Genomic DNA, 24,104 nt, shown 5'->3' with positions numbered 1-24,104 from the left:
TTGGATTGAGCTTGGTAACTTCTTGAAGATCGTTTTGGAGGGGCATGAAACGAACTCATAAAAACAGAGCCCGTTTCTATTATTGCTTGGCGGAGAAGTCAATTTCTTAACTGACTGGCATTAGGGCTTGCCCGCGATGGCGGTCTGTCTATAACCCATAGGCTGGCTGATCCACCGCAATCGCGGCGATGCGGCGACCCGACAAGCCCGCTCCCACAGGTTTAATCGTATTTCAGGTCAGGTGGGTTGGAGTTTTTGTTCAAATACCGACACGCCATCGAGGTCGCGTAGCGTGACTGTCAACTCCGCCGTCTGCCCATCAATCTGCACCTCGCCAAAAAACTGGAAACCGGCAAACGGCGATGTGTTTTGCACCGGTGGGGCTTTTTCAAATATCACTTGCGGGCCAAAGGTCTTATCCAGCGGATTGGGCCCAAAGCTCCCGGCATTCAGCGGCCCCGCGACGAATTCCCAGAACGGCTCGAAATCCTGGAACGCCGCCCGGTCCGGGTGGTAGTGGTGTGCCGCGCAGTAGTGCACATCGGCGGTCAGCCACACATGGTTACGCACCTGTTGTGCGCGCAGGAAGCCCAGCAATTCGGCAATTTCCAGCTCACGGCCCTGGGCCGCGCCCGGGTCGCCGTTGGCCACCGCTTCCCAGCGCGGTACGCCGGGGCTGACTTCGCCGTCGGGCACGCCGAGGCCGATGGGCATGTCGGCAGCGATCACCTTCCACTGCGCCTTCGACGCCTTGAGCCCGCCCTTGAGCCAGTCCAGTTGCGCCCGCCCCAGAAACGGTTTGGCCCCGCCCAGGTTGTCATCGTTGGCCCCGCGATAGCTGCGCATATCCAGCACAAACACATCGAGCAACGGCCCGTAGCTGAGCTTGCGGTAGATGCGCCCACCCTGGTCGGCGCCCTGCAGGCGCATCGGCGCATATTCCAGCCAGGCCTGGCGTGCGCGGCCCACCAGGGTGGTGATGTCCTGGGTCTGGTAACGCTCGTCCAGTTGCTTGCCGGGCGACCAATTGTTGACCACTTCGTGATCGTCCCATTGCCAGATCTGCGGCACCTGGGCATTGAAGCGGCGCACGTTTTCGTCCATCAGGTTGTAGCGGTAATTGCCACGGTATTCATCCAGGGTTTCGGCAACTTTGCTCTTGGCCTCGGTGGTGAGGTTGCGCCAGATGCGTCCGCCTTCGGTGGTCAATTGCGCCGGTACCGGGCCGTCGGCGTAGATGGTGTCGCCGCTGTGGATAAAAAAATCCGGCAGGCGCAGGCGCATGGCTTCGTAGATGCGCATGCCGCCGATGTCCGGGTTGATGCCGAAGCCCTGGCCGACGGTATCGCCGCTCCACACAAAGCGGATATCGCGCCGTTGTTGCGGCACGCTGCGCAGGTGACCGAACCAGGGCTCGCTGGCCACGCCGGTCTGCGCATCCTCAAAGTGCACACGGTAGAAAATCGCCTGGTCGGCCGGTAGCCCGGTCAGCTCGACGCGGGCGGTGAAGTCGCTGCGGCTGTCGGCCAAAGGCGAGATGAATCGGCGCGGGTTGCTGAACAGGCTGCGGGTGTCCCACTCGACCACCATCCGTGCCGGGCGGTCGCAGCGGCTCCAGATCATGGCGCGGTCGCCCAGCAAGTCGCCAGACTGCACGCCATCGGTCAATTGCGGCCGGTCCTTGACCGAAGCAATCACCGCCGGCGCCAGCCCCGGCAGCAACAGGCCAGCGCCGACGCCCTGGATCACCCGGCGGCGGCCGGGGTTGAAGTGGCTCATAGGTGTTCCTCTGCACAGCAAAAGGAAAACTAAAGCATGGCCGTATGAAACACAGATGACAGGTGTCGATACCTACATTCAGGCAACGGCCAGTTCGACGGCCTCCGGGCGTTTGATCACGGCGTACAGCAACCCGGTGAGCACGCTGCCGGCCACGATCGCCAGCAGGTACAACAGCGCATGGTTGATCGTATTCGGAATCAGCATCACAAACAGCCCGCCGTGAGGCGCCATCAACTTGCAGCCGAAGTACATCGACAGGGCACCGGTCACTGCGCCACCGGCAATGCTGGCCGGGATCACGCGCAACGGGTCCTTGGCAGCAAACGGGATCGCCCCTTCCGAGATAAAACACAGCCCCAGAATCAACGCCGCCTTGCCAGCTTCGCGCTCAGTCTGGGCGAACTTGCGCCGGGCCAGGAACGTGGCGATGGCCATGCCAATCGGCGGCACCATACCGGCCGCCATGGCGGCGGCCATCGGCGCGCCGCTCTGGGAGGCCAGCAGGCCGATGGAGAACGCATAGGCCGCCTTGTTGATCGGCCCGCCGAGGTCGGCGCACATCATCGCGCCCAACAGGATGCCCAGCAGCACCGCATTGGTGGTGCCCATGGTGCTGAGGAAGTCCGTCAGGCCAACCAGCATCTGCGCCACGGGTGGGCCGATCAGGTAGATCATCGCCAGGCCAGTGACCAGGCTTGCCAGCAACGGGATGATCAGGATCGGCTTGAGCGACGCCAGGCCTTGCGGCAACGGCACCGCGCGGGTGATCAATTTGACGCTGTAGCCGGCGAGGAAACCGGCGAAGATCCCGCCGATAAACCCCGCGCCCAGGGTACTGGCCAACAGGCCGCCGATCATCCCCGGCGCAAGGCCCGGACGGTCGGCAATCGAGTAGGCGATATAACCGGCGAGCAGCGGCACCATCAGGGTGAAGGCATGGTCACCAACCGCCCTCAGCGCCGCCGCCAGGGTGCCGGGCTGTTCGTAGGCGTGGATACCGAAGACGTAGGACAGGGCAATCAACAAGCCCCCCGCCACCACCATCGGCAACATGAACGACACGCCGGTCAGCAGGTGTTTGTAGACCCCGGTGTTCTCCGGCTTGGCCACCGCGCCACTGGCGGCGCTTTCCTGTTGGCCTTCGGCCAGGGCTTTGTCGAGGATCGCGGCAGATTGCTTGAGGGCAATGCCGGTGCCACAACGGTAGATTTTCTTGCCGGCAAAGCGCTCGGTGGCCACTTCGATATCGGCGGCCAGCAGCACCACGTCGGCGTCGCGAATGGCCTGCTCGCTCAGGGGCGTACGCGCCCCTACCGAACCCTGGGTTTCCACCTGCAGGTCATACCCCTTGGCCTTGGCGGCCTGCTGCAACGCTTCGGCGGCCATAAAGGTGTGGGCCACGCCGGTGGGGCAGGCAGTGATGGCGACAAGGCGCGGTGCGTGTCTGGCCCTTGGCACTGCGCTGCTGGCAACGTACAACCGGGCCTCTTGCGCGCCCCGTTGCAGCAGCGCGTCCACGTCCTGCAACGCCTGGGCCGGGGTGCTCTGGTACACGCGCTTGCCGACAAAGCGCTGCATGTCCACCGGGGTGCTGGCAACCAGCAACACCCATTCGGCCGCGTCTAGAGTGGCCTGGGAAAGGGCGCGCTCGGGGTGGTTCGCGTCCACCACCTCCACGCCGGTGCTCCAGCCCTGGCGCTGGGCGGCAGCCTCCAGCAAGCGGGCGCACAACACACTGGTGACCCTGCCGTTGGGGCAGGCGGTAACAATGGCTAACTTCATGAAAAACCCTCTTATTGTTCTGTCAGCGGGTGTACCTGCACGCCACTTTCGAGGCACGCCAGGTGCGCGCCGTCGCTGATGCCGAAACCGATCTGCGTGACGGCCATGGCGGCAATCGCGGTGGCGCGGCGCAGGGTCTGCTCGGGCGCTTCGCCGCTGAGCAGACCGTGCAGCATGCCCGCCAGCAAGGAGTCGCCGGCCCCCACGGTACTGGCGACGCTGACCTTGGGCGCCGTGGCGTGCAACGCTCGGTGGGGGCTGAACCAGTTCACACCGTCGGCCCCATGGGACACCACCACATGTTCCACGCCCTGGGCGTGCAAACGCTCAGCCGCCCGGGCTTGCTGGGCGACGGTTTGCGTGGGGCAGTCGAGTGCTTCGGCAAGTTCTTCAGTGTTGGGCTTGATCAACCACGGAGCGGTCTTCAAGCCTGCGCGCAACGCTTGGCCACTGGTGTCCAGGGCGACTTTCAAACCAAGGTCCTTGAGGCACGCCAGCAAGCCCTGAAACCACTGCGGGCTGACGCCACGCGGCAAGCTGCCGGCGACCACCACCGCATCGAACTCGGGGCCGATCGATGCGATCAGCTTGAGCAACTGTTCTTGCGCCTGCTCGCTCACCAGCGGCCCCGGGGCATTGATGTCGGTGACCCGGCCATCCGCCTCGGCAATCTTGATGTTGCTGCGGGTTTCGCCCGGCACACGAATAAACGCATCGCCAAACCCTCGGCTGGCGATCAGGGCATCGAAAGCCTCGGGGTTTTGCGCACCGAGAAATCCCCCCACGCTCACGCAATGGCCCAGATCAGCCAACACCTGCGCCACATTCACGCCCTTGCCGGCGGCATGGGTGAGCAGGGTTTCGCTGCGGTTGACCGCCCCAGGCTCCAGGCGCGCCAAACGCACCGTCAGGTCCAACGCCGGGTTCAACGTCAGAGTCAGAATGTTCGCCATTTACACGCCCTCCACAAGGGCACGCACTTGAGCAGGGGACCCCACTGCCAGTGCTTGTTGCGCCAGGCTCCGGGCCTCGCTCAGGCTGAATTCACGCACCCGCGCCTTCACTTCGGGAATGCTGCGCGCCGACACACTCAACTCATCCACCCCCAGGCCCACCAGCACCGGCACCGCCAGCGGATCGGCCGCCAACTCGCCGCACACCCCGACCCATTTGCCATGGGCGTGGGCCGCGCGCACCGTGATGTCGATCAGTTGCAACACCGCCGGGTGCAGGCCGTCAGCCTGGGCCGACAGGGTTGGGTGACCGCGGTCGATGGCCAGGGTGTACTGGGTCAAGTCATTGGTGCCGATGCTGAAGAAGTCCACTTCCTTGGCCAATACCGGCGCCAGCAGGGCCGCCGAGGGGACTTCGATCATGATGCCCAATTGCAAGTCAGCCACCGGGATTTCCAGGCGCAGGCGCTCAGTCATGTCGCGGGCCGCACGCCACTCATCAACGCTGCCGACCATGGGGAACATGATGCGCAGCGGGCGACCGTCCGCCGAACGCAGCAGTGCGCGCAGTTGCGCCTCCATGATCGGCGGGCGCTGCAGGGTCAGGCGAATACCGCGCACGCCGAGAAACGGGTTTTCCTCCTTGGCCATCGGCCAGTAAGGCAGTGGTTTGTCCCCGCCCACATCCAGGGTGCGCACCACCAGCGGCCGGCCGCCCAGGCCATCGAGCACACGGCGGTATTCGGCTTCCTGGGTGGCCTCATCCGGCGCTTGCGGATGGGCCATGAAAATCAGTTCGGTACGCAGCAAGCCAATGCCTTCGGCACCCTGCTCGACAGCGAGCGCCACACCGGCGCTTTCGCCGATATTGGCGAATACTTCGACAGCGTGCCCGTCGCGGGTCAAGGCCGGCTCATGGCGTTGCGCGGCGGCAGCCTGGAGACGTTGCTCGCGGTTATCACGCTCTTGGGTGGCGCGCTGCAAGGTTGCAGCATCGGCATCCACATGCAGGCGCCCGCGTTGGCCGTCGAGCAACAGCGGCGTGCCCGAAGCCAGCAGCAGCACCGCCGGGCCCGCGCCGACCAGCGCCGGGATCCCCAGGGCACGGGCCACGATGGCGCTGTGGGCGGTGGCGCCGCCGCGTGCGGTGAGGATCCCGGCGACACGCGCCGGATCCAGCCGGGCAACGTCCGAAGGGCCGACTTCCTCCATGACCAGAATGTAGGGTTCGCTTGGCTCTTGCGGGGTTTGGACCCCACACAGTTGGGCCAGCACCCGCCGGCCAATGTCCCGCAGGTCGGCGGCGCGCTCGGCGAGCAACGTGTCCTGCAAGGATGCCTGCTGCTTGGCGGCGGCTTCGATCACGCTCATCCACGCGGCTTCGGCGCTTTCGCCTTGTTTGAGGCGGGTGTCGACTTCGTCGGTCAGTTCCGGGTCGTCGAGCATTTCCTGGTGGGTGATGAAAATCTCGCGGATCGCCTTGGACGTGCTGCGCTCGACCAGGCCCTGGATATCGCGGCGCACCTCCCGCAACGCGGTGGATAGGCGCTCGCGCTCGGCGTTGGCCGACTCGCCGCGCAATGGATAGTCGAACGGCTGCAATACCTGGAGATGGGCCGGGCCGATGGCGATCCCCGGCGCGGCAGGGATTGCCTGGATCAGGCTGCCGGAGAGCGGCGCGCTGATCGGTGGTTCAACCTCAAGGGCTTCAAGCCGTGCACTGACGGCCGGCAGCGGCTCGACGTCTTCACCAAGCCCCGCTTGCACCGCCGCCAACAGCGCCGGCAGCGCATCGTCGGCAATGCCGGGCTCGGCAACAAACTCCAGCTCCTGGCCACGCCGGGCGCCGAGGCTGAGCAGCTTGCTCAAACTCTTGACCGACACCGCGCCGCCCTGCCCGTCGACGATGCGCACGCGGATCTCGCCGTCGAAGCCCTTCGCCAGTTGGGCCAGGGCCTTGGCCGGCCGCGCATGCAGGCCGTGGGCGTTGGCCAGGGCGATACGGGCGCTGGGCCAGTCGGCAGGCAGTTCGCCACCCAGCACTTCGAGCACCGCACGGCGGCTGGTGGCGCGCCCCAGTTCCTGGCCGCGCCCTTCAATCAGCAAGGCACACAAACGCTCAAGCAAGGCCTGGTGGGCCTCGCCGAGGCTGGCCAGGCAGAACAGGCCGTTCAAGGGCTGGCCCAGGTAGCGCATGGGCTTGTCCGGGGTGACAAAGGCCAGGCCCGGGCGCTTGACCGTTTGTTCGCTGTGCAGCCACCACAGGCCATCGCCCAGGGGCAGTGCATCGACTTGCTGCAGCACGGCGGCGAAACCATTGCTCACACAATCGGCCTGGCGCAGCAGACGGGCGCCACGCCACACCAGTTCTTCAAAATCGTCGGCGGACACCCCCAGGCCGATCATCTGCGCATCCAGCGCCAGCTCCTGGGGCGCGCCTTGTAGCAATTTGAGCAAGGCCTCGGCCGAGGTGGCGCGGCGCAGCGCCTGGCCCAGGTCGGTTTCACCGAGGGCGCGGGTCAGCAGTTGCAGCAGGCGCAGGTGCTCATCAGACTTGGCGGCAATGCCAATCGCCAGGTAGACGATCTGGCCATCGCCCCAATCCACACCGTGGGGAAATTGCAGCAGGCGCACGCCGGTGGCGAACACCTGGTCGCGGGTTTCCGGGGTGCCGTGGGGGATCGCAATACCTTGGCCGAGAAAGGTCGAACCTTGCGCTTCACGGGCTTGCAGGCCGCTCAGGTAGCCCTCGGCGACCAGGCCATCGGCCACCAGCTGTTGGGCGAGCAGTTGCAGGGCCGCAGACTTATCCACAGCCCCCTGGCCCATGGATATCTGCTCTACGGTGAGCTCAAGCATGCCTTTCTCCTAGTTAGTGCGGGGTGCGCACTAGGTATTGTTTTGATTAAACCGTGCAAAAAGAACTGACTGAGTGGTCAATTGGCAGTGGTTACTCAGCGGCGATCGTCGTAAAAATACGCCTGCTGAAACGTTTAATCTAGATTTTATGGCAGATTACTGGGTAATTCTTCATCCTTGAAGCACCACTCGGCGCTTGAGCTGCGACAATGGTCGTGTGCAGGAATCGGTTAGGATTGGACAAAATGTCGGGGCAAGCTCTAAAAAACAAGGAAATCCCGGTTTGAAACTCAGTGATATTGCACGCATAGCCGGTGTGTCCGTGACCACCGCCAGCTACGTCATCAACGGCAAGGCCCAACAGCAACGGATCAGCACCGCCACCGTCGAACGGGTGCGGGCGGTGGTCGAGGAGCATGGCTTTACCCCCAATCCCCAGGCCGCCGGGTTGCGCAGCCGGCATACCCGCACCCTGGGCTTTATCCTGCCGGACCTGGAAAACCCCAGTTACGCACGGATCGCCAAGCTGCTGGAACAAGGCGCACGGGCCCGTGGCTATCAGTTGCTGATCGCCAGCTCCGACGATGATGCCAACAGTGAGCGCCAATTGCTGCAACTGTTCCGCGCGCGGCGTTGCGATGCGTTGTTCGTTGCCAGTTGCCTGCCCGCCAGCGACGACAGTTATCGCGAGCTGCAAGCCAAGGGCCTGCCGGTGATTGCCATTGACCGGGTGATGGCGCCTGAGCAGTTCTGCTCGGTGGTCAGCGATGACCGCCGGGCCTGCCAGCAATTGACCAGCAGCCTGCTGCACCCGCTGCCCCGGCAGATCGCGTTGATTGGCGCCCACCCTGAGCTGAGTATCAGCCAGGAACGCGCAGCGGGTTTCCGCCAGGCGCTGCAAGGCTTTGAAGGTGAGGTCCTGGTCGAGCACGGCGACGCGTTCAGCCGCGACTGTGGCCGCCAGTTGATGGAAGAACTCCTGCAACGCCTGGGGCATTTACCCGATGCGCTGGTCACCACTTCCTACGTTCTGCTGCAAGGGGTGTTTGACGCGCTGCACGACTTCCCGCTCAAGTCGCGGCCGCTGCGCCTGGGCACTTTTGGTGACACCCAGTTGCTGGACTTCCTGCCGCTGCCGGTCAACGCCATGGCCCAGCAACACGCGCTGATTGCCGAGACAGCCCTGCGCCTGGCGCTGGCGGCGATTGAAGAACAGCACTACCAGCCGGGCGTGCATGCCATTGGCCGGACCTTCAAGCAGCGGATTCACGAGGCGTAGGCGTGGAGCTGATCGACAGCCACACCCACCTCGACTTCGAGGACTTCGATGCTGACCGCGACGAAGTGCTCAGGCACAGTCGCCAGCTCGGCGTGCGACGCATGGTGGTGCTGGGGGTGTACCAGCGCAATTGGCAACGGCTATGGGACCTGGCGCAACAGGACCCGGACCTGCATGGAGCCTTCGGCCTGCACCCGGTGTACCTGGATGAGCATCGCCCCGCCGATCTGATCGAATTGGGCGACTGGCTGACCCGCCTCCAGGGCCATCGCCAACTGTGCGCCGTGGGGGAAATCGGCCTGGATTACTTTCTTGAGCACCTGGACCGCGAGCGCCAGCAAGTGCTGTTTGAAGCCCAATTACAGCTGGCCGTGGACTTCCGCTTGCCGGCGCTGCTGCATGTGCGGCGCAGCCATGCGGCGGTTATCGCCACCCTCAAGCGCATCCGCCTGCCCCGGGGCGGGATCATCCATGCCTTCGCCGGCAGCCGCGAAGAAGCCCGCGAATACATCAAGCTGGGGTTCAAGCTGGGCCTGGGCGGTGCGCCGACCTGGCCCCAGGCCCTGCGCATGCACAAGGTCATCGCTCAGTTGCCGCTGGACTCGGTCGTACTGGAAACCGACTCGCCGGATATGGCGCCCGCCATGTACCCCGGCCAACGTAATAGCCCGCAGCACTTGCCGGCGATCTGCGGGGCCCTGGCCGCACACATGGGCATCAGCCCTTCAGCGTTGGCCGAAGCGAGTACCCGCAACGCCTGCGAAGTGTTCAACTGGCCGCTCGATAACGGGGTTGACCGCCTGTAGCGTCAGGGTCATGCGATGCCGATGCCGGGCGTGGCGCAGGGTCAGGAAGTGAATCAGGATCGCCACCAGCGACACGTTCAATTGCCCGACCTTGCTGATCAAGCCGACCCACTCCACCACCAGGGCCACCAACAAGGCCACGCAGGTCAACACCAGCATGCTCGGGCGGAGCAGGGCCAGGTTGTCCAGAGACCTCAACTGACGCAGTTGCCTGGGACAATTGAGCAGCAGGACTTTGTGGCAATACGGGCAGTCAAAGGGCTCACTGATAGCAATGGCATTGAGCTGCCAGGGCTTGAGTACAAAGGTGATATCACAATGGGCGCAATGCCCTTTCACGCCTGGAGTTGTCGCGGTCATGGCCCTGCCTCCCGGAAGCGCTGGATGGGGTGTGAAACAAATTCTCACCCAATCCCGCGACAAAAAAAGCTCACACGGGAAAACAGGACATGCACTACATCACCAACAAACAAAACCTACAGACATGCCTTACACGCGAAAGGCGCCGATCAGCTTTTTCAATTCAATCACCTGCAAAGACAATTGCCGGCTGGCCTCTTCGGTCTGGTGCGCGCCTTGGGACGCGTGCTCGCCAGCCCGATTGATCTCAACGATGTTCTGGTCGATGTCATGGGCCACCGCCGTTTGCTGCTCCACTGCCGCGGCGATTTGCTGGTTCTGATCGACAATCATGCCCACTGCGCCGAGGATATTTTCCAGGGCCAACTGGACCTTTTCCGACTGCCCGACCGTACCGCTGGCCATGGTATGGCTGCTGCCCATGGCCTTCACGGCCGCGCCAACGCCCAGGTGCAACTTGGTAATCATCTGCTCGATTTCTTCGGTGGACTGCTGGGTGCGCCGGGCCAGGGTGCGTACCTCATCGGCCACCACGGCAAACCCACGGCCCTGCTCACCCGCCCGCGCCGCCTCGATGGCCGCGTTCAGTGCCAGCAGGTTGGTTTGTTCGGCAATGCTCTTGATCACTTCCAGCACGCTGCTGATCGATTGGCTGTCGATGGCCAGTTGGTTGATCACCAGCACGGACTGGTCAATCTCCGAGGCCAGCAGCGCAATGCTGCCCTGCTGGGATTGCACCAGGCCCCGCCCGCTGAGGGTTTCATCGTTGACACTGTGGGCACTGCTGACAGCCGCTGCGGCGCTGCGCGCCACTTCATGGGCGGTCGCCGACATCTGGTTCATGGCCGTCGCCACCTGCTCGATCTGGCAGCGCTGGCCCGACACCGCCTGGTTGCTGCGCGCCGACACCGACTCCACTTGCCCGGCCTGATGCTCGACTTCCTGGACGGTCTGCCCGACCCGCTCGATCAGGTCATGGATTTTCGCCACGGTGCCATTGAACACCTCGCCCAATTCACCCAGCTCATCGCGACTCTGGGATTTGAAGCTGACGGTCATGTCCCCGGCGGCGACCTTATCCATCATCGCGCCCAGGTGGCGCAGGGTGGTACGGGTCGACGCGTAGAAACCGCCGTACAGATAGAAGATCAGCAGGAACACCGCCGCCAGCGCCGCGACCAGCACCACCATGTGCGTGCGGTTCTGGGCCAGGCGCTGTTGCAGTTGCTGGTCGAGGAAGGACAGGGTCGCGTCGTCCAGTTGATAGGTCTTGGCCATCAAGGCCGTCACTTCGTCATAGAAGGTCTGCCACGGGGCCTCCAGGGTTTCGGCCATCACCACCTGCTCTTCAAACAACTCGCTGGCCTGCTTGAGGCTGGCCTGGCTGGCTTGGGCCAAGGTATCCAACGAGGCATGGGCGGCCTTGCTGGAACCGAGGGCGTCCTGCACTTTCAAGCCGTATTCGGCCTGGAGTTTTTCCAATTGCTGCAGCAGTTCGTCAAAGCGCGTGCTGGACGATGAATTGAGAAAGCCCTGACCCAGGGAGTACGCGCCCATGGCCCGGCCTTCGCCCAGGGTCTGGGTGACTTGCGGGGTGACGCTGGTCACCAGTTCGCTGAGTTGGCGTACATCGCCCTGGGCATCGCGGCTCAACCCCGAGTGGCTGGCGATGATCTGGCTGAACATCTGCGCCGTGTTCAGCAATTTGCCGATCAAGGCACTTTTGCTCAGCAGTGAAGATTCCGTTTGCTGGGCCTTGAAGGCGGCGATCATCTCATCGCGCTTGCCCTCGAACACTGCAACCTGCTCGGGGTCGGCGGTCATCGCCTGGAAACCCTGCATGCGCTCAAGTACGCGCTGCTCCAGGGCGGTGATGCGGCTTTCGATATCCCCCGCCTTGCCCGCCTGGCCGAGGGTGGCGTTGATCTGCACCTGATTGTTCAGGGTTTCCAGGTCGCGGCGCAGGATCAGGCTGCTGCCCAGCAGGTCCAGGCTCTGCAACTCAACCTGCGTGCCCTGGAACTCACGCCAGGAGTCGCGTACCAGGTAATAGTTGGTCACCAGCATCGGCAGGAAAAACAACACACTGATCAGGCTGAACTTCATGCCGAAGCTCAGGCGATTCATCAGGGCGATGGCGGGATAGAGCAAGCTCTTCACAGATGAACTCCCTTTTCTTTTATTTTTATTGACGGCGCAGGGCAGCGGCAGAAAGCCACTATTGGGCGCGCTGTCTGTATAGCTTAAATCGGCGGGGAGTTTTGTAACTTAAGGTTAACGCGATCAGCGGGGCCTGGCGGCCGACCGATTTTTGAAGCCACTACGGGCTCTTTGTGGGGCTTGCCCGCGATAGCGGTGTGTCAGTACCGGATTTTTTGACTGCTACACCGCATCGCGGGCAAGCCCGCTCCCACACAAGCCCGCTCTCACAAGAGCTGTTTTTCAGGGCAAGACAGTCCAGATCGCAAACCCGGCGTACCACAACACGGCGGCGCGCAGCAGCAGTTCCCACAACCGGTCCAGGCTATTGATCCCTTCGGCACCCACCACCGGCGCAGGAATTTCGCCGGCCACCAGGCCCACTTTTTCCACCAGTTGCGCCGCACTGATATCCCAGCTCAGCAGCTCATGCAGCATCACCCGGCTGACCGCGACAAAGTTGCCGACCAAGGCAAAGCTCGCCGCCAATAACCGCACCGGCAACCAGTCGAATGCATGGCGCAATTGCCCGGCGCGCTCGACCACCAGCGGGTTCTGCCCGTGCTCACTGGCCAGCGCCAGCAGGCGGTAGGCCAGGGCCACCACCGGGCCGAGGAGGAAGTACCAGAAAATTACCGCAAAAAAGCTCTGGTAGGCCTGCCACAGCAAATGGCCCTGGACCCGCTCCAGCAGTTGCTCGCCGCTGTCCGCGCCAATGCCCAGGTCACGTTCGGCAACATGTTCCGCCGCTTGCAGGTCCCCCCGGCGCCAGGCATCGCGAAACGGCCCCAACTGGCCCAGCAGATCGCCGCGGCCCAGGCTGTAGATCACCACCAGCAGGTGCACCGGCAGCGCCAGCAAGCCATAGGCCACTGGCTCCAGGACCAGCAGCAACAGCCCCAGCAGCGCCACCGGCAGCAAGACCAGCAGCACCAGGATCAGCCAGGGTTGTTTGCCCAACCGTGCGCTCGATTCAAGCCGGGCCAGTTCGCGCAACCAACGGCCATCGCGCTGTACCCGCGAACGCAAGGCCGAGAACTTCTCGATCCACACCGCCAGCACCAACACCAGGAAACTCATTGTGCATGTCCTCCATCCTGCAAGGCGCCGCGAAAACGCGCCCAATCAAAAGCCGGTCCAGGATCGGTCTTGCGTCCTGGGGCGATGTCACTATGACCGCAAATGCGCTGGAGCGTGATACCCGGGTAGGCGGCCAGCAATTGGCGACTCAGTTCGATCAGGGAGTGGTACTGGGCATCGGTAAAGGGTTGCTCGTCAGTCCCTTCAAGCTCGATCCCCAGGGAAAAGTCATTGCAGGTCTCGCGCCCCTCGAAACAGGAGACGCCAGCATGCCAGGCACGGTCCTGGCAGGAGACAAACTGCGTCACCGCACCGTCGCGCTCAATCAGAAAGTGCGCAGAAACCCGTAAGTCGGCAATGCCTTCAAAGTAGGGATGTTCCGTGACATCCAGGCGATTCTGGAAAAACGCCTGCACTTTGCCTGTGGCGAACTGGGCCGGTGGCAAGCTGATGTTATGCACCACCAACAGGGAAATCTCGCCGCCCGGGCGTTCATTGAAGTTGGGCGACGGGCAATGGGCAATGCCCTGGCACCAACCGCTGGTGGGGTCCAACTGCATACAGGTTCCTTGCGCAAGACTTGAGAGCGCTCAGTATGCCGTGATCCGCCGGGTGGTTGCGATCACTTGGCACGATTGAGTTGGCGCAGGCTGCCAATCACCGACGCCAGCGCACGGTCGAACAACAAGGCATCATCCAGGGTGCGGACCGCGCCACGCTTGAACTCCAGGGCCAGCTCGGTGCAGGTTTTCTCCAGCACCTTGAGGCCGGTGCGATTGACAAATATATAGCTGTTGGCCGGCGCGATAATCGCCGTCAGCTTGCAGCGCAGGGTGTTTTCCTCATCTTCGCGAAACTCCACCCAACTGCCGATGCGCAATTGGCGGACCTTGAGCAGGTCGGGATCATCCTCCGCCAGGCTGACCGTCTCGCACGGCAGCGCCGCGCTCGAGTCCTCGCGCACCTCGACCAGCGCCACGCTGGGCAGCGTCGCCCCCTGGAACGCCTGGGTATGCAAGGTCTGTAACTGGATAAAAAACTCGCGGGTGACAAAGGAATCAAACGCCGCCTCGCTCAGCCCATCACGCAGGGCCTTGAGCAATGCGGGCAATTGCTCCAGCAAACGACGGCCGGCCTCGGTGTCCTCACTCAGGCCGACACTCCAGATCAATTCGTCCATGGCCCGCAACCGCGTCTGCCATTGCGGCGAGTGCTGCCCGTGCTTGAGGCACTCGAGCAACAGGACCTGGCTCCAGGCCTGTTGCAGGAACTGCACCACGACATGCGGCAAGACCTTGCCCAACAAGCGCTGGTTGACCGCATCGGCGACCCGCTGCCGGGCCTGCTCGGTGCGGGCGCGCCCTTCCTCGGCGTCGCGGGTACGCTGTTCCAGCAGCTCACTGCGGCGGCGCTCGTCCTGGGTAAAGGCGGTGAACTCGTGCAGGAGCACGGAAAAAATCGCCGGGTCATCGACAAAATCGTTCAACAGGCGCTGCACCACCTGCTCGATGCGCACGTACAGGCTGTCGCGCTGATAGTCGTCACGCTTGCCCCACCCCATGGCCGCGGTCCCGATTTCATTGAGCAGGCGCCGCGCCGGGTGGCTGCCACGGCTGAAAAAACTCTTGTCCAGCACAGCCACTTTCAACATGGGAATCTGCAGGCGCGCAATCAGCACCTTGAGGGACTCAGGCAAGGTGCGGTCGTCGAGGATAAACTCGAACAACATGGCGATCAGGTTGATCACATCCTCGTCGGCCTCTTCCACTACCCGCGACTTGCCACTCTTGACGCTGACCCGGGTGAGCAGCTCTTCCAATTGGCGGCGCAGGTCAAAATCGTCCTCGACCGCCGGCTCCGGCACATATTGCTGCAGATGGGACAACAGGCGCAGTAGGTCGCGGGTCGAAATGGGCTGGGCCTGGGCGCTGGCCTCCAGGGTCGGGGCCACGCTGCCGCGTACCGTCAGCAGCAGTTCTTGCAGGGCGGCGAAGACTTGTTGCTCGGCCTCGTCGGCCTGGCCGGCCGCCGGGGCCGCCTCGACGGGCGGACGGGCCCGGCTGGCGCGCTCGCCGGCCCGCCGTGACGGTACGGCCTTGAGTTCAGGCAGCACGCCGGTGGCGACCAGCAACTGGTTGGCCTCGCCGTACAGCAGGTCGGCATCGCTGAGGACGTACTTTTCAAACAGTTTCAAAATGATCAGCTTGACCCGGATCTCCACCCCCAGGCTGCGCCCGGCCCGCAGGAAGAACTCGCAGAGCATCGCCGGGCCCAGAGGGTTTTCCCGGTCATCCAGGCGCTTGCCCAACAACGCGCCCAGGCGGGCGGTCAATTGCCCCAGGGCCAGGCCGTCACGGTGCATGACCTTGTCGAGCATGGCCTCCAGGGCCACGGCTTTTTCCAGGTCGTCGGCCGACACACCCGGCGCTGCGTCGTAGGAGACCGTCGGCAACAGCAACTCACCCTGCCCCGCCTGCCCCAGGTTGGCGAACGCGGCAAAGAGCTGCTCCATGAACACACGCTCGAAGTTCTTGCGCTTGAGGCGCAGGTCGCGCATGGCTTCAAAGAAAATATTGTGGTCGGCACTGTTGCGGGCCTTATCGGCCATTTCAAACAGGGTGTCGTCGGCGTTATCGAACAGCTCCTGCAAACCCCGGTCGAGCTGCTGCGTGGCCTTGTCCCGCACCTGGAGCACGATCACGGGCAGGCGGGCAAGCGGCGACGGCATCGCTTGTGCGGCGATCTTATTGATCGGCACCACCTTTGCGTCATTGTGCATGCTGGCCTCCTGGAACGACGGGTTCGGTTTTGTGAACGCTCGCAGCAACCGCCGATGGAATACTGGCGGGGACTGCGATTATCTGTAGATCACCGAGACGTCAAAGCTATGACGCCAATTGCAAGGCGCGAGATTATCTTGCAAATAGCCCCTCTAGCGCCAGCAAACTCTGTAGGCGCTTTGTAATCAGGCAGGTTATGGCGGCATACCTTGGGTTCGGCGCTGCCATGCCCCTATAATCAAGGCACTTTGTATGTGGAGCCCGCTATGCCGAATCTACGCCTCGCCGACCTCACCGCCGAAATCGAAGCCAACGTGCGCCGCGCACTGCTGGAAGACATCGGCAGCGGCGATATCACCGCGCAATTGATCCCGGCCGAACGGCTGGCCAAGGCCACGATCATCACCCGTGATAGCGCCGTCATCAGCGGCACCGCCTGGGTCGATGCCGTGTTCCGCCAGTTGGACCCACGGGTTGCTGTGCATTGGCAGGTGCGCGACGGTGAACGCGTCAGCCCCAACCAGGCGCTGTTCCACCTCGAAGGCCCCGCCCGCTCATTGCTGACGGGGGAACGCAGTGCGCTGAATTTTTTGCAGCTGTTGTCGGGCGTGGCCACGCGCGCGCAGTACCTGGCGGACTTTGTCGCCACCACCCAGGTCAAGCTGCTGGATACCCGCAAGACCCTGCCGGGCCTGCGCCTGGCGCAAAAATACGCGGTGACCTGCGGCGGTTGCCACAACCACCGCATCGGCCTGTATGACGCGTTCCTGATCAAGGAAAACCATATCGCCGCCTGCGGTGGCATTGCCCAGGCCATTATTGCCGCCCACAAGATCGCCCCAGGCAAGCCGGTGGAAGTTGAAGTGGAAAGCCTGCAAGAGTTACGCGAAGCCCTGGCGGCAGGCGCCGATATCATCATGCTGGATGAGTTGAGCCTGGACGACATGCGCGAAGCCGTACGCTTGAACGGCGGCAAGGCCAAGCTGGAAGCCAGTGGCGGGATCAATGAAAGCACCTTGCTGCCCATTGCCGAGACCGGCGTGGACTACATCTCCATCGGGGCGATGACCAAGGATGTGAAGGCGGTGGATTTGTCGATGCGGCTCAGTCTCTGAGTCGCTGCACGCCTCAAGCTGCAAGCGCGCCTGGCGACACTTGCGGCTTGAAACCTGCCACTGCTTTTAGACCACCAAATCATTCATCTCGCAGTACTCTTCCCACTCGACACCCAACACCTCGGCCGCCTCTTTGTGTAGGGCCAGGCGTGCCGTCTCGAACTCTTCCGGCGTGGACGTGTACTTGAGGGTCAGTTCCCAAGGCTGGAAGCCCTGGCTCTCGGCCTCGTCCTCGAATGCCCACTGGATCTGGTCGCGCTGGTCATCAGCGCTCAGGTCCTTGATCTCTTCCTTAAGCTGCGGCGACTCCTCGAGGTACTGCTTGAGGGCTGCTGCGTGCCGCACTTCCTGGGTCATTGCTGTCGTGGTCATGTCGTTCTCTTAAGATCGAGGAATGGGGATGCATCTGGGTCATCAAGGTTGCGCAGATACAAAAGAACGGGCATGAATACCGGTTCATCTGGCCTTCAGAACCATTCTGGGATCATCTGAAAACTGTGGTGCCTTTTTGCCCGAGACAGGAATCGAACCTGCGACCTTCGCGTTACGAGTGCGCTGCTCTACCAACTGAGCTACACGGGCGGTGGGCTAAAGCTAGCACTGCATTGGGCGCCCGGCAACTTACCGGATGTGCGGCGCAATGACGCCCTGGACCCAGAAGCGTGGCTGCAGATGGCCTTTGGCAATATCGATGTAGTGTTGGCTGCGCTCGGTGGCGCCTGGCAGGTCGCGGAACACGACCAATACCAGCAACGCCACCGAGAACACCGCCGACGCCTGCCAGGCCCGGTACAACAGCGGTATCGGCTCGATAGCCGGCGTGCGCCACGGATGCAATGCCATCAACCAGCCCACCACCAGCGCCAACCAGAGTTGCGAATAGGGCATCACCATCACCCCATCGACCATGGCCTGCAGCGTTGCGCCCAGCAGCGCGGCAAACAGGCACAGGCGCAGCAGGTCTTGCGCTGACCCTACCGCCCCTTGCCGATAAATGACCATCAACGTGGCCCAACCGCCGCGCAGCGCCAGCAGCGCCACACATAGGGCCGAGGGCACGCCCCATTCGCTGGCCCACTGCAGGATTGCCTGGTGCGGGTGGGCGGCAATCAGATTGGGGATATCAGCAAAGTGCATCGGCCCGAAACCGAGCCATGGCCGTTCGCGGATCATCTCCCAGGCTTGCCACCAGATCACTTCACGACCGGAAAGGCTGGTGGTGAGCCGGTCATTGGAAAGGCTGGCAATTTCCAGCCCCAGGTAACGCGCCAGGACCGTGAACAACAACCAGTACAAGAACAGCCCGCCGCACAGTGCAGCCAACTGCCAGATCAACCAGCGACGCCCCGCCGCCCCCAGGCAAGTCAGGACGATTGCCGCAACGCCGATGCCCAGCCAGGTGCCACGGGTACCGCCACTGATTGCAATCAACCACCAGGCACACAGCAGGGCGAACACCAGCCCACGCGCCAACCGCGAGGTACTCGCAAGCAGCAGCGGCAACGCCAGCAAGGGCAAGGTAAAGGTCTGGAACTGGCCGTAGAAGCGCTTGTTGGAGAACCCGGAAAGCAGCAGGTCGGTGTCCAGTGTCGGTTCGCCACTGGTAAACGCCAGCACGCCTGCATACCCATATTGCAGGACCTTGATCAGGCACAGCAGCAACACAAACAGGATCAGCACCTGATCCAGGGTTTGCTCGCCATTGCGCCGCAACCGGGCAAAAGCCGCGGCAATCACCCCGCAGGTGATCATCAACGCCCACTCGGTCAACGCCCAGAGTGGCTGGTGGGCCCACCACGCAGAGACCAGGCCCAGGCCGAACACCAGTGCCAGGCCGATAGCGGTGGGCTTGTCGACCAGGCGCATGGCAGGAGTCGCCAGGCCATAGAGCAACGCACACACGCCGACGCCGACCTGCATCACACGCTGCCAGTCATGCCCACTGAAGGACAGGGTGATGCCCAGTAGCAAAAGGCTCAGCGCCACCACCAGGAACACGCTGCCTCGTTGTTGCACGGATAACGTCATGGGCAACCTGTACTTGGGGGCCCGTCATGCCGGGCTCCCGTCACTGATGTGGGTGGCCAGGGCTCAGTTGCCAGCAGCGCAGCCCTTGGCCACATACTGCTCGTCAGCATTGGTGGTGCACGTCCAACCGTCACGGGCACTGCGCGCCAGGGTAATGAGCTTGCCCTGGATCGGCGCAGGCGCATCGAGGATCTCGCAGGCAATCGAGCCCGTCCCCGCAGCCACATCACCCGCCACGCTGATCACGCAGTTGGCGGTCGGGCTGGTGCCGCCGATCAGCGCCAGCGTGGGCACCGTGCCCTGGTTGAAGGTGTCTTCAAAGCCCGCCTTCAACGCCGAGATTTCCGCCAACCCCGCCGTGAACTTGGCCTTGGCCTGGTGCTTGGTATACATGGGCAGGCCAATGGTGGCCAAGATGCCAATGATCGCCACGACGATCAACAACTCGATCAAAGTAAAGCCGTTCTGACGCATCACACTCACTCTCCAGAATAAAACCCCATCGCAAGGCACATCCTGCGCCCTGCCCTCAACAACCGCGCCAGTGTACTCATCCGCGCCGGGCCAGGCCCTCATAAGACGCACAATCTGACATTTTTCCCCTGCCCAATAGCCTGACAGACACAGAGGCCTGGCTAAGCTGTCAATCGTCACTTGCCGATGAGCTGCCGCACCCGATGAAGGATGTCACCGTGAACCCCACCGCCACCTACGCCTGGGAAGGCACGCTGCGCAATGGCCGCAAGGTGTCCGGCGAAACCCGTGGCCATAGCCCGGCCGTGATCAAGGCCCAATTGCGCCGGCAAGGTATCAACCCGGTGCGGGTGCAGATGCGCTCCAGCCTGCTTGCCGGCCTGCGCGACCCCATCACCCCAGCCGATATTGCGCTGTTCACCCGTCAACTGGCGACCCTGCTGAAGGCAGGAATCCCCCTGCTGCAAGCCTTCGATATGATTGGCGAAGGCTTTGACAGCCGGGCCATGCGCACGATGGTCCAGGGATTGAAGCAGGAGATTGCCGCCGGCAACAGCCTGACCGGCGCCCTCTTGAAACAGCCGCAGTGCTTCAACCCCCTGTATTGCAGCCTGATCGCGGCCGGCGAACAGGCCGGCACCCTGGAAACCCTGCTGGAGCGGGTCGCCACCCACCTGGAGAAGAGCCAACGCCTCAAGGCGCGGATCAAGAAGGCCATGACCTATCCGCTGGTGGTCCTGCTCGTGGCTACGCTGGTCAGCAGCATCTTGCTGATCCACGTCGTGCCTCAATTTGAAAGCCTGTTCGCCGGCATCGACACACCGCTGCCGCGCTTTACCCTGCTGGTTATCATGCTGTCCGAATTCATGCAGGGCGCCTGGTGGATGCTGTTGCTGGCCCTGGCCGCGACTGCCTGGGGGATACGCCACGGCTACCGTCGACATAGCGGTTTTCGCCTGTGGCTGGATGCCGGTTTGTTGAAACTGCCGTTGGCAGGCACACTGCTGAAAAAAACCGCAGTCGCCCGCTACGCCCGTACACTTGCCACCACCTTTGCCGCCGGCGTACCGCTGGCACAGGCACTGGACTCAGTGGCCGGCGCCGCCGGCAACGAGCGCTTCACACAAGCAATCACGCGGATGCGCCAGGACGTGGCAATAGGCATGCAATTGAATCGAACCATGAGCGCCAGTGGCCTGTTCCCAGGCATGGCGGTCCAGATGACGGCCATCGGCGAAGAGTCGGGCGCGCTGGACAGCATGCTGGAGAAGGTCGCTGACCATTATGAAACGGACGTCGACCATCTGGTGGACAACCTGACCAGCCTGATGGAGCCGCTGATCATGGTGGTGCTGGGCAGCATTGTCGGGGCGCTGGTGATCGCCATGTACCTGCCGATCTTCCAGCTTGGCACGGCGTTTTGAACATGACCCTTGGCCAACTCCTGATCCTTCATCCCTGGCTGTTCGTCTGGGCTTCCCTGGTAATGGGGCTGATCGTCGGCAGCTTCCTCAACGTGCTGGTGTGGCGCCTGCCAACCATGCTCGAACGGGACTGGCGCGCCCAGGCCCATGAAATACTCGGCCTGCCCCCCGAACCCAGCGGCCCGACCTATAACCTGCTGCACCCCAACTCCTGCTGCCCACACTGCTCGCAGCCGATTCGCCCCTGGGAAAATATCCCGGTGCTCAGCTACCTGCTGCTCAGGGGGCGCTGCGCACGGTGCCACGGCTCCATCAGCCCACGCTACCCGCTTGTCGAACTGGCCTGCGGGCTGCTCTCGGCCTTTATTGCCTGGCACTACGGCTTCGGCTGGCCGGCCGCCGGGGTGCTGTTCTTGAGCTGGGGCCTGCTGGCCATGAGCCTGATCGACGCCGATCACCAACTGCTGCCGGATGTGCTGGTGCTACCACTGCTGTGGCTGGGGCTGATCCTCAATTATTTTGAACTGTACGTAACCTTGCCCGATGCTCTGCTGGGCGCGGTCGTTGGTTACCTGAGCCTGTGGTCGGTGTTCTGGCTGTTCAAGTTATGCACAGGCAAGGACGGCATGGGCTATGGCGACTTCAAGCTCTTGGCCATGCTCGGCGCCTGGGGTGGCTGGCAGATCCTGCCACTGACGCTGCTGCTGGCCTCGCTGGTAGGCGCGATAGCCGGGGTGATTGTGTTGCGCCTGCGTCATGCGCAGACGTCGACGCCCCTGCCTTTTGGTCCCTATCTGGCAATTGCCGGCTGGATTGCATTGCTCTGGGGTGGTCAAATAACCGACTTCTATTTGCAGTCTGTCGGTTTCAGATGACCACTTCTGTCGCAACACCCTGGATTCTTGGCCTGACGGGCGGCATCGGCAGCGGCAAAAGCGCTGCGGCCCAGCACTTTATCGACCTTGGCGTGGACCTGATCGACGCCGACCACGCCTCACGTTGGGTGGTGGAGCCCGGCCGCCCGGCGCTGGCCAAGATTGCCGAGCACTTCGGCGGCGCGATCCTGCGGCCCGATGGCCAGTTGGATCGCGCGGCCTTGCGCCAGCGCATTTTCCAGGCACCGCAAGAACGCCGGTGGCTGGAGGCCCTGCTGCACCCGCTGATTGCCGACGAGATCCGCAACCACTTGGCCCGCGCCCGCTCGCCCTATGCGATCCTGGTATCGCCGTTGTTGATTGAGTCGGGCCAGTCCGCCATGACCCAGCGCATCCTGGTGATCGATGTGCCGCAAGCAACACAGATTCAGCGTACCCTGCTGCGCGATGGCATCAGCGAAGAACAGGTGCAGGCGATTCTCAAGGCCCAGGCCTCCCGGGAAGAGCGCTTGCGCCATGCCGACGATGTACTGGTCAATGACCAGGACCTGGCCTGGCTACAGGCCGAGGTCGAGCGACTGCACCACTTTTACCTTACTTTGTGTGGAGGCCGAACATGAGCCAACCCTTGACCGTCGAATGCCCAACCTGCGGCGCACCCGTGGAATGGAAAGCGACCAACCTCAACCGGCCATTCTGCTCGGATCGCTGCAAACTGATCGATCTGGGCGCCTGGGCCGCGGAGGAACACAAGATTCCGGTCAGCCCGGACGCTGAAGACGAACTGTTCTCCGAAGACCTGCCACCGCGGGCCCACTAAGGTCGCATAAAGCCGTAGTCCTGCTGGTCGTCGAGGTTTTCTGCAAGAAACAGCAACTCGTCAGCCAGGTCTTCGGCACTGCGTACGCCCTTGCTCTGCTGCACCACCGCACTGAGCAAGGCGCGCAGGCTCAAGCCCGGGTCAAAACCGATTTCCTGTGCCGCATCCTGGCTTCTGCGCAACTCCTGCCGTGCCCACTCGTACACACTCATGATCGTGCTCCTGGAAGTTTCGCAGAGCATGCGACCACTTTTGCGTCCCGCCTTTGATTTGGATCAAGGGCGTGAATTGTCATCCTTCCAGGGCGCCGAGAGGTAGCGCGTCCGGTTGAACGTCTCCAGCCACTCCGGGCAAAACACCACCAAGGCACTGATCACCATGCCGTTGATAAAGGCTTCGGGAAAGATGATCAGCCACAGGTAACCGATAAAATCCTCGATCCACTCGGGCATGGCGAAGCGGCCGTCCAGCCACAGCAGGCCCAGGCCGGCCAACAGGCACAGCAACGCCGACAAGGCGGCGGCAAAAAAACCGGAACAGAAGATATACACAAAGGGATTGCGCGGCTGCGCCCGCTCCACCAGCAGCGCGCACGTCTCGGTCACCAGTACCGGCAGCAGGACCAGCAGCGCGCCATTGACCCCGACCGCCGCCAAGTCCTGGCGCCCGAGCAGCACCAGGCCCAATTGCGCCGCCAGCCCACCGACAATTGCCAGGGGCCAGTCGAGTAGCAGGGTCACGGCGGTCATGCCGATAAAGTGGTAGGACACCCCGCTATCGAAGTCCCGGCGCACCAGCCACAACATAAACAGCGCGAACACCGTGCCAAACAACAGATGCTGGCGCCGCCGGTCGGCAAACAGCTCGACCCAGGACGAGCGCAGGATCGCCCAGACAATCACCGGTGCATACAGCAGCCAGCCCAGCCACAGGGTTTGCGGCGCCAGCATGGCGGCACTGATCACGGCTGTACCTGCTCCAGGGCCTGGCGCAGTTCGGCGGCAGAGGCGTACTCATGGCGCGCGACCAGCTTGCCGTCCTCCAACTGCAACCACAGCACTTTATCCACAGGCGCCGGATAACGCACAGCGATCCGCGCATCACGGTCGAGCATCACCCGGTAGTTATAGGCCTGCATCGCCGGGACGGCGAAGAGCTTGGCAATCAGCCTTGGCATGCGCTGGATATCGGCGACAAACACCACATGGCGTGCCTCCAGATACCCCTTGGGCTGGCCCTGCAAGGCCGCATCCACCTGCTTGGCGGCGTCCATGCTGCGCGCTACCAGCAAGACCTGCGCCTGGTTATCCAGGGTATAGGCCTGGTCGAACTGGTCGAGCAGGGTCCAGGGCGTCAGCCGCTCCCCCAGCTCAACCGCTTGGGCCCAAAGGGGCAAAAAGCTCAGCAACACCGCAACCCAAAACTTCACCGCGAACTCCTTGTGTAAACCGTCAACTGAAGCGCCAGTCTACACCGAGCCTTTTCACA

22 protein-coding genes and 1 tRNA gene are annotated in these 24,104 nt (G+C 63.0%); 7 read left to right on the top strand and 16 right to left on the bottom strand.

Going from position 1 to position 24,104, the window contains the following annotated elements; genetic code table 11:
* Nucleotides 1-237: 237 nt before the first annotated feature.
* The 4 genes from BLL38_RS17170 to ptsP form a co-directional block, all read right to left on the bottom strand.
* A complete protein-coding gene (locus tag BLL38_RS17170; protein ID WP_076963615.1) occupies nt 238-1,779 on the bottom strand; it encodes an alkaline phosphatase D family protein in 1,542 nt (513 codons plus the stop codon).
* Nucleotides 1,780-1,857: 78 nt separating this feature from the next.
* A complete protein-coding gene (locus BLL38_RS17165; RefSeq protein ID WP_076963614.1) occupies nt 1,858-3,564 on the bottom strand; it encodes a PTS fructose-like transporter subunit IIB in 1,707 nt (568 codons plus the stop codon).
* 11 nt (nt 3,565-3,575) lie between these two features.
* Nucleotides 3,576-4,517 carry a 1-phosphofructokinase gene (pfkB, locus tag BLL38_RS17160; RefSeq protein ID WP_076963613.1) on the bottom strand — a complete coding sequence of 314 codons (942 nt, stop codon included), beginning with the start codon at nt 4,515-4,517 and terminating at the stop codon, nt 3,576-3,578.
* A complete protein-coding gene (gene ptsP / locus BLL38_RS17155; protein ID WP_076963612.1) occupies nt 4,518-7,376 on the bottom strand; it encodes a phosphoenolpyruvate--protein phosphotransferase in 2,859 nt (952 codons plus the stop codon). It lies immediately after the preceding gene.
* A 283-nt stretch (nt 7,377-7,659) separates the two neighbouring features.
* Here ptsP and cra point away from each other — a divergent pair, with 283 nt between their 5' ends.
* Both cra and BLL38_RS17145 read left to right on the top strand, forming a co-directional pair.
* Entirely contained in the window at nt 7,660-8,655 is a 996-nt protein-coding gene (gene cra, locus BLL38_RS17150) for a catabolite repressor/activator (protein ID WP_076963611.1), read from the top strand.
* A gap of 2 nt (nt 8,656-8,657) precedes the next feature.
* On the top strand, nt 8,658-9,461 hold the full coding sequence (locus BLL38_RS17145) for a TatD family hydrolase (protein WP_076963610.1): 804 nt from the start codon (nt 8,658-8,660) through the stop codon (nt 9,459-9,461).
* Here BLL38_RS17145 and BLL38_RS17140 read toward each other — a convergent pair.
* The 5 genes from BLL38_RS17140 to BLL38_RS17120 form a co-directional block, all read right to left on the bottom strand.
* A complete protein-coding gene (locus BLL38_RS17140; protein WP_076963609.1) occupies nt 9,381-9,821 on the bottom strand; it encodes a hypothetical protein in 441 nt (146 codons plus the stop codon). The two genes, BLL38_RS17145 and BLL38_RS17140, sit on opposite strands and share 81 nt — an antisense overlap.
* A 129-nt stretch (nt 9,822-9,950) precedes the next feature.
* Nucleotides 9,951-10,655, bottom strand: coding sequence for a methyl-accepting chemotaxis protein (locus tag BLL38_RS31945; protein WP_413469408.1), 705 nt, complete (start codon nt 10,653-10,655; stop codon nt 9,951-9,953).
* A 1,608-nt stretch (nt 10,656-12,263) separates the two neighbouring features.
* Nucleotides 12,264-13,100, bottom strand: a complete 837-nt coding sequence (gene ampE, locus BLL38_RS17130) for a regulatory signaling modulator protein AmpE (RefSeq protein ID WP_076963607.1) — start codon at nt 13,098-13,100, stop codon at nt 12,264-12,266.
* Entirely contained in the window at nt 13,097-13,660 is a 564-nt protein-coding gene (ampD, locus tag BLL38_RS17125; protein ID WP_076963606.1) for a 1,6-anhydro-N-acetylmuramyl-L-alanine amidase AmpD, read from the bottom strand. Before ampD ends, ampE begins: the two co-directional genes overlap by 4 nt.
* Before the next feature lie 62 nt (nt 13,661-13,722).
* Complete coding sequence (locus BLL38_RS17120; RefSeq protein WP_076963605.1) at nt 13,723-15,879, bottom strand: DUF1631 domain-containing protein; 2,157 nt, start codon at nt 15,877-15,879, stop codon at nt 13,723-13,725.
* Nucleotides 15,880-16,146: 267 nt separating this feature from the next.
* On the opposite strand from BLL38_RS17120, the gene nadC reads away from it, so the two are divergent.
* Nucleotides 16,147-16,995 (top strand): carboxylating nicotinate-nucleotide diphosphorylase, encoded by an 849-nt coding sequence (gene nadC / locus BLL38_RS17115; protein ID WP_076963604.1) that lies wholly within the window; start codon nt 16,147-16,149, stop codon nt 16,993-16,995.
* A gap of 66 nt (nt 16,996-17,061) precedes the next feature.
* Here the strand turns inward: nadC and BLL38_RS17110 are convergent, their stop codons facing one another.
* The 4 genes from BLL38_RS17110 to BLL38_RS17095 form a co-directional block, all read right to left on the bottom strand.
* Complete coding sequence (locus BLL38_RS17110) at nt 17,062-17,367, bottom strand: DUF6388 family protein (RefSeq protein ID WP_076963603.1); 306 nt, start codon at nt 17,365-17,367, stop codon at nt 17,062-17,064.
* Nucleotides 17,368-17,504: 137 nt separating this feature from the next.
* A tRNA-Thr gene (locus tag BLL38_RS17105) sits at nt 17,505-17,577 on the bottom strand.
* A 39-nt stretch (nt 17,578-17,616) separates the two neighbouring features.
* A complete protein-coding gene (locus BLL38_RS17100; RefSeq protein WP_076963602.1) occupies nt 17,617-19,023 on the bottom strand; it encodes an O-antigen ligase family protein in 1,407 nt (468 codons plus the stop codon).
* Between the two features lie 63 nt (nt 19,024-19,086).
* Nucleotides 19,087-19,497, bottom strand: a complete 411-nt coding sequence (locus tag BLL38_RS17095) for a pilin (RefSeq protein WP_076963601.1) — start codon at nt 19,495-19,497, stop codon at nt 19,087-19,089.
* A gap of 218 nt (nt 19,498-19,715) precedes the next feature.
* On the opposite strand from BLL38_RS17095, the gene BLL38_RS17090 reads away from it, so the two are divergent.
* Genes BLL38_RS17090 through yacG form a run of 4 tightly spaced genes read left to right on the top strand, consistent with a single transcriptional unit; the run spans nt 19,716 to nt 22,616 of the window.
* Nucleotides 19,716-20,921 (top strand): type II secretion system F family protein, encoded by a 1,206-nt coding sequence (locus BLL38_RS17090; protein ID WP_413469407.1) that lies wholly within the window; start codon nt 19,716-19,718, stop codon nt 20,919-20,921.
* Nucleotides 20,922-20,923: 2 nt separating this feature from the next.
* Nucleotides 20,924-21,796 (top strand): prepilin peptidase, encoded by an 873-nt coding sequence (locus tag BLL38_RS17085; protein ID WP_076963599.1) that lies wholly within the window; start codon nt 20,924-20,926, stop codon nt 21,794-21,796.
* Complete coding sequence (gene coaE / locus BLL38_RS17080; RefSeq protein WP_076963598.1) at nt 21,793-22,416, top strand: dephospho-CoA kinase; 624 nt, start codon at nt 21,793-21,795, stop codon at nt 22,414-22,416. The genes BLL38_RS17085 and coaE overlap by 4 nt, the downstream gene beginning before the upstream one ends.
* The gene (gene yacG, locus BLL38_RS17075) at nt 22,413-22,616 is read left to right on the top strand and encodes a DNA gyrase inhibitor YacG (protein WP_032861907.1); all 204 of its coding nucleotides are present in this window, start codon (nt 22,413-22,415) and stop codon (nt 22,614-22,616) included. The genes coaE and yacG overlap by 4 nt, the downstream gene beginning before the upstream one ends.
* Here the strand turns inward: yacG and BLL38_RS17070 are convergent.
* The 3 genes from BLL38_RS17070 to BLL38_RS17060 all read right to left on the bottom strand — a co-directional run bounded on the left by BLL38_RS17070 (nt 22,613) and on the right by BLL38_RS17060 (nt 24,045).
* Complete coding sequence (locus BLL38_RS17070) at nt 22,613-22,828, bottom strand: hypothetical protein (protein WP_076963597.1); 216 nt, start codon at nt 22,826-22,828, stop codon at nt 22,613-22,615. The genes yacG and BLL38_RS17070 overlap by 4 nt on opposite strands.
* Nucleotides 22,829-22,891: 63 nt before the next feature.
* A complete protein-coding gene (locus BLL38_RS17065) occupies nt 22,892-23,581 on the bottom strand; it encodes an energy-coupling factor ABC transporter permease (protein WP_076963596.1) in 690 nt (229 codons plus the stop codon).
* Nucleotides 23,578-24,045: an FAD/FMN-containing dehydrogenase gene (locus BLL38_RS17060; RefSeq protein WP_076963595.1), complete on the bottom strand. Its 468-nt coding sequence runs from the start codon at nt 24,043-24,045 to the stop codon at nt 23,578-23,580. Before BLL38_RS17060 ends, BLL38_RS17065 begins: the two co-directional genes overlap by 4 nt.
* Between the last annotated feature and the right edge of the window lie 59 nt (nt 24,046-24,104).

This window comes from Pseudomonas gessardii, from assembly GCF_001983165.1.
Taxonomy (GTDB): Bacteria; Pseudomonadota; Gammaproteobacteria; order Pseudomonadales; family Pseudomonadaceae; genus Aquipseudomonas; species Aquipseudomonas gessardii.
Note: the sequence above shows the minus strand (reverse complement) of the source record. Positions and strands in the feature narration are given on the sequence as shown.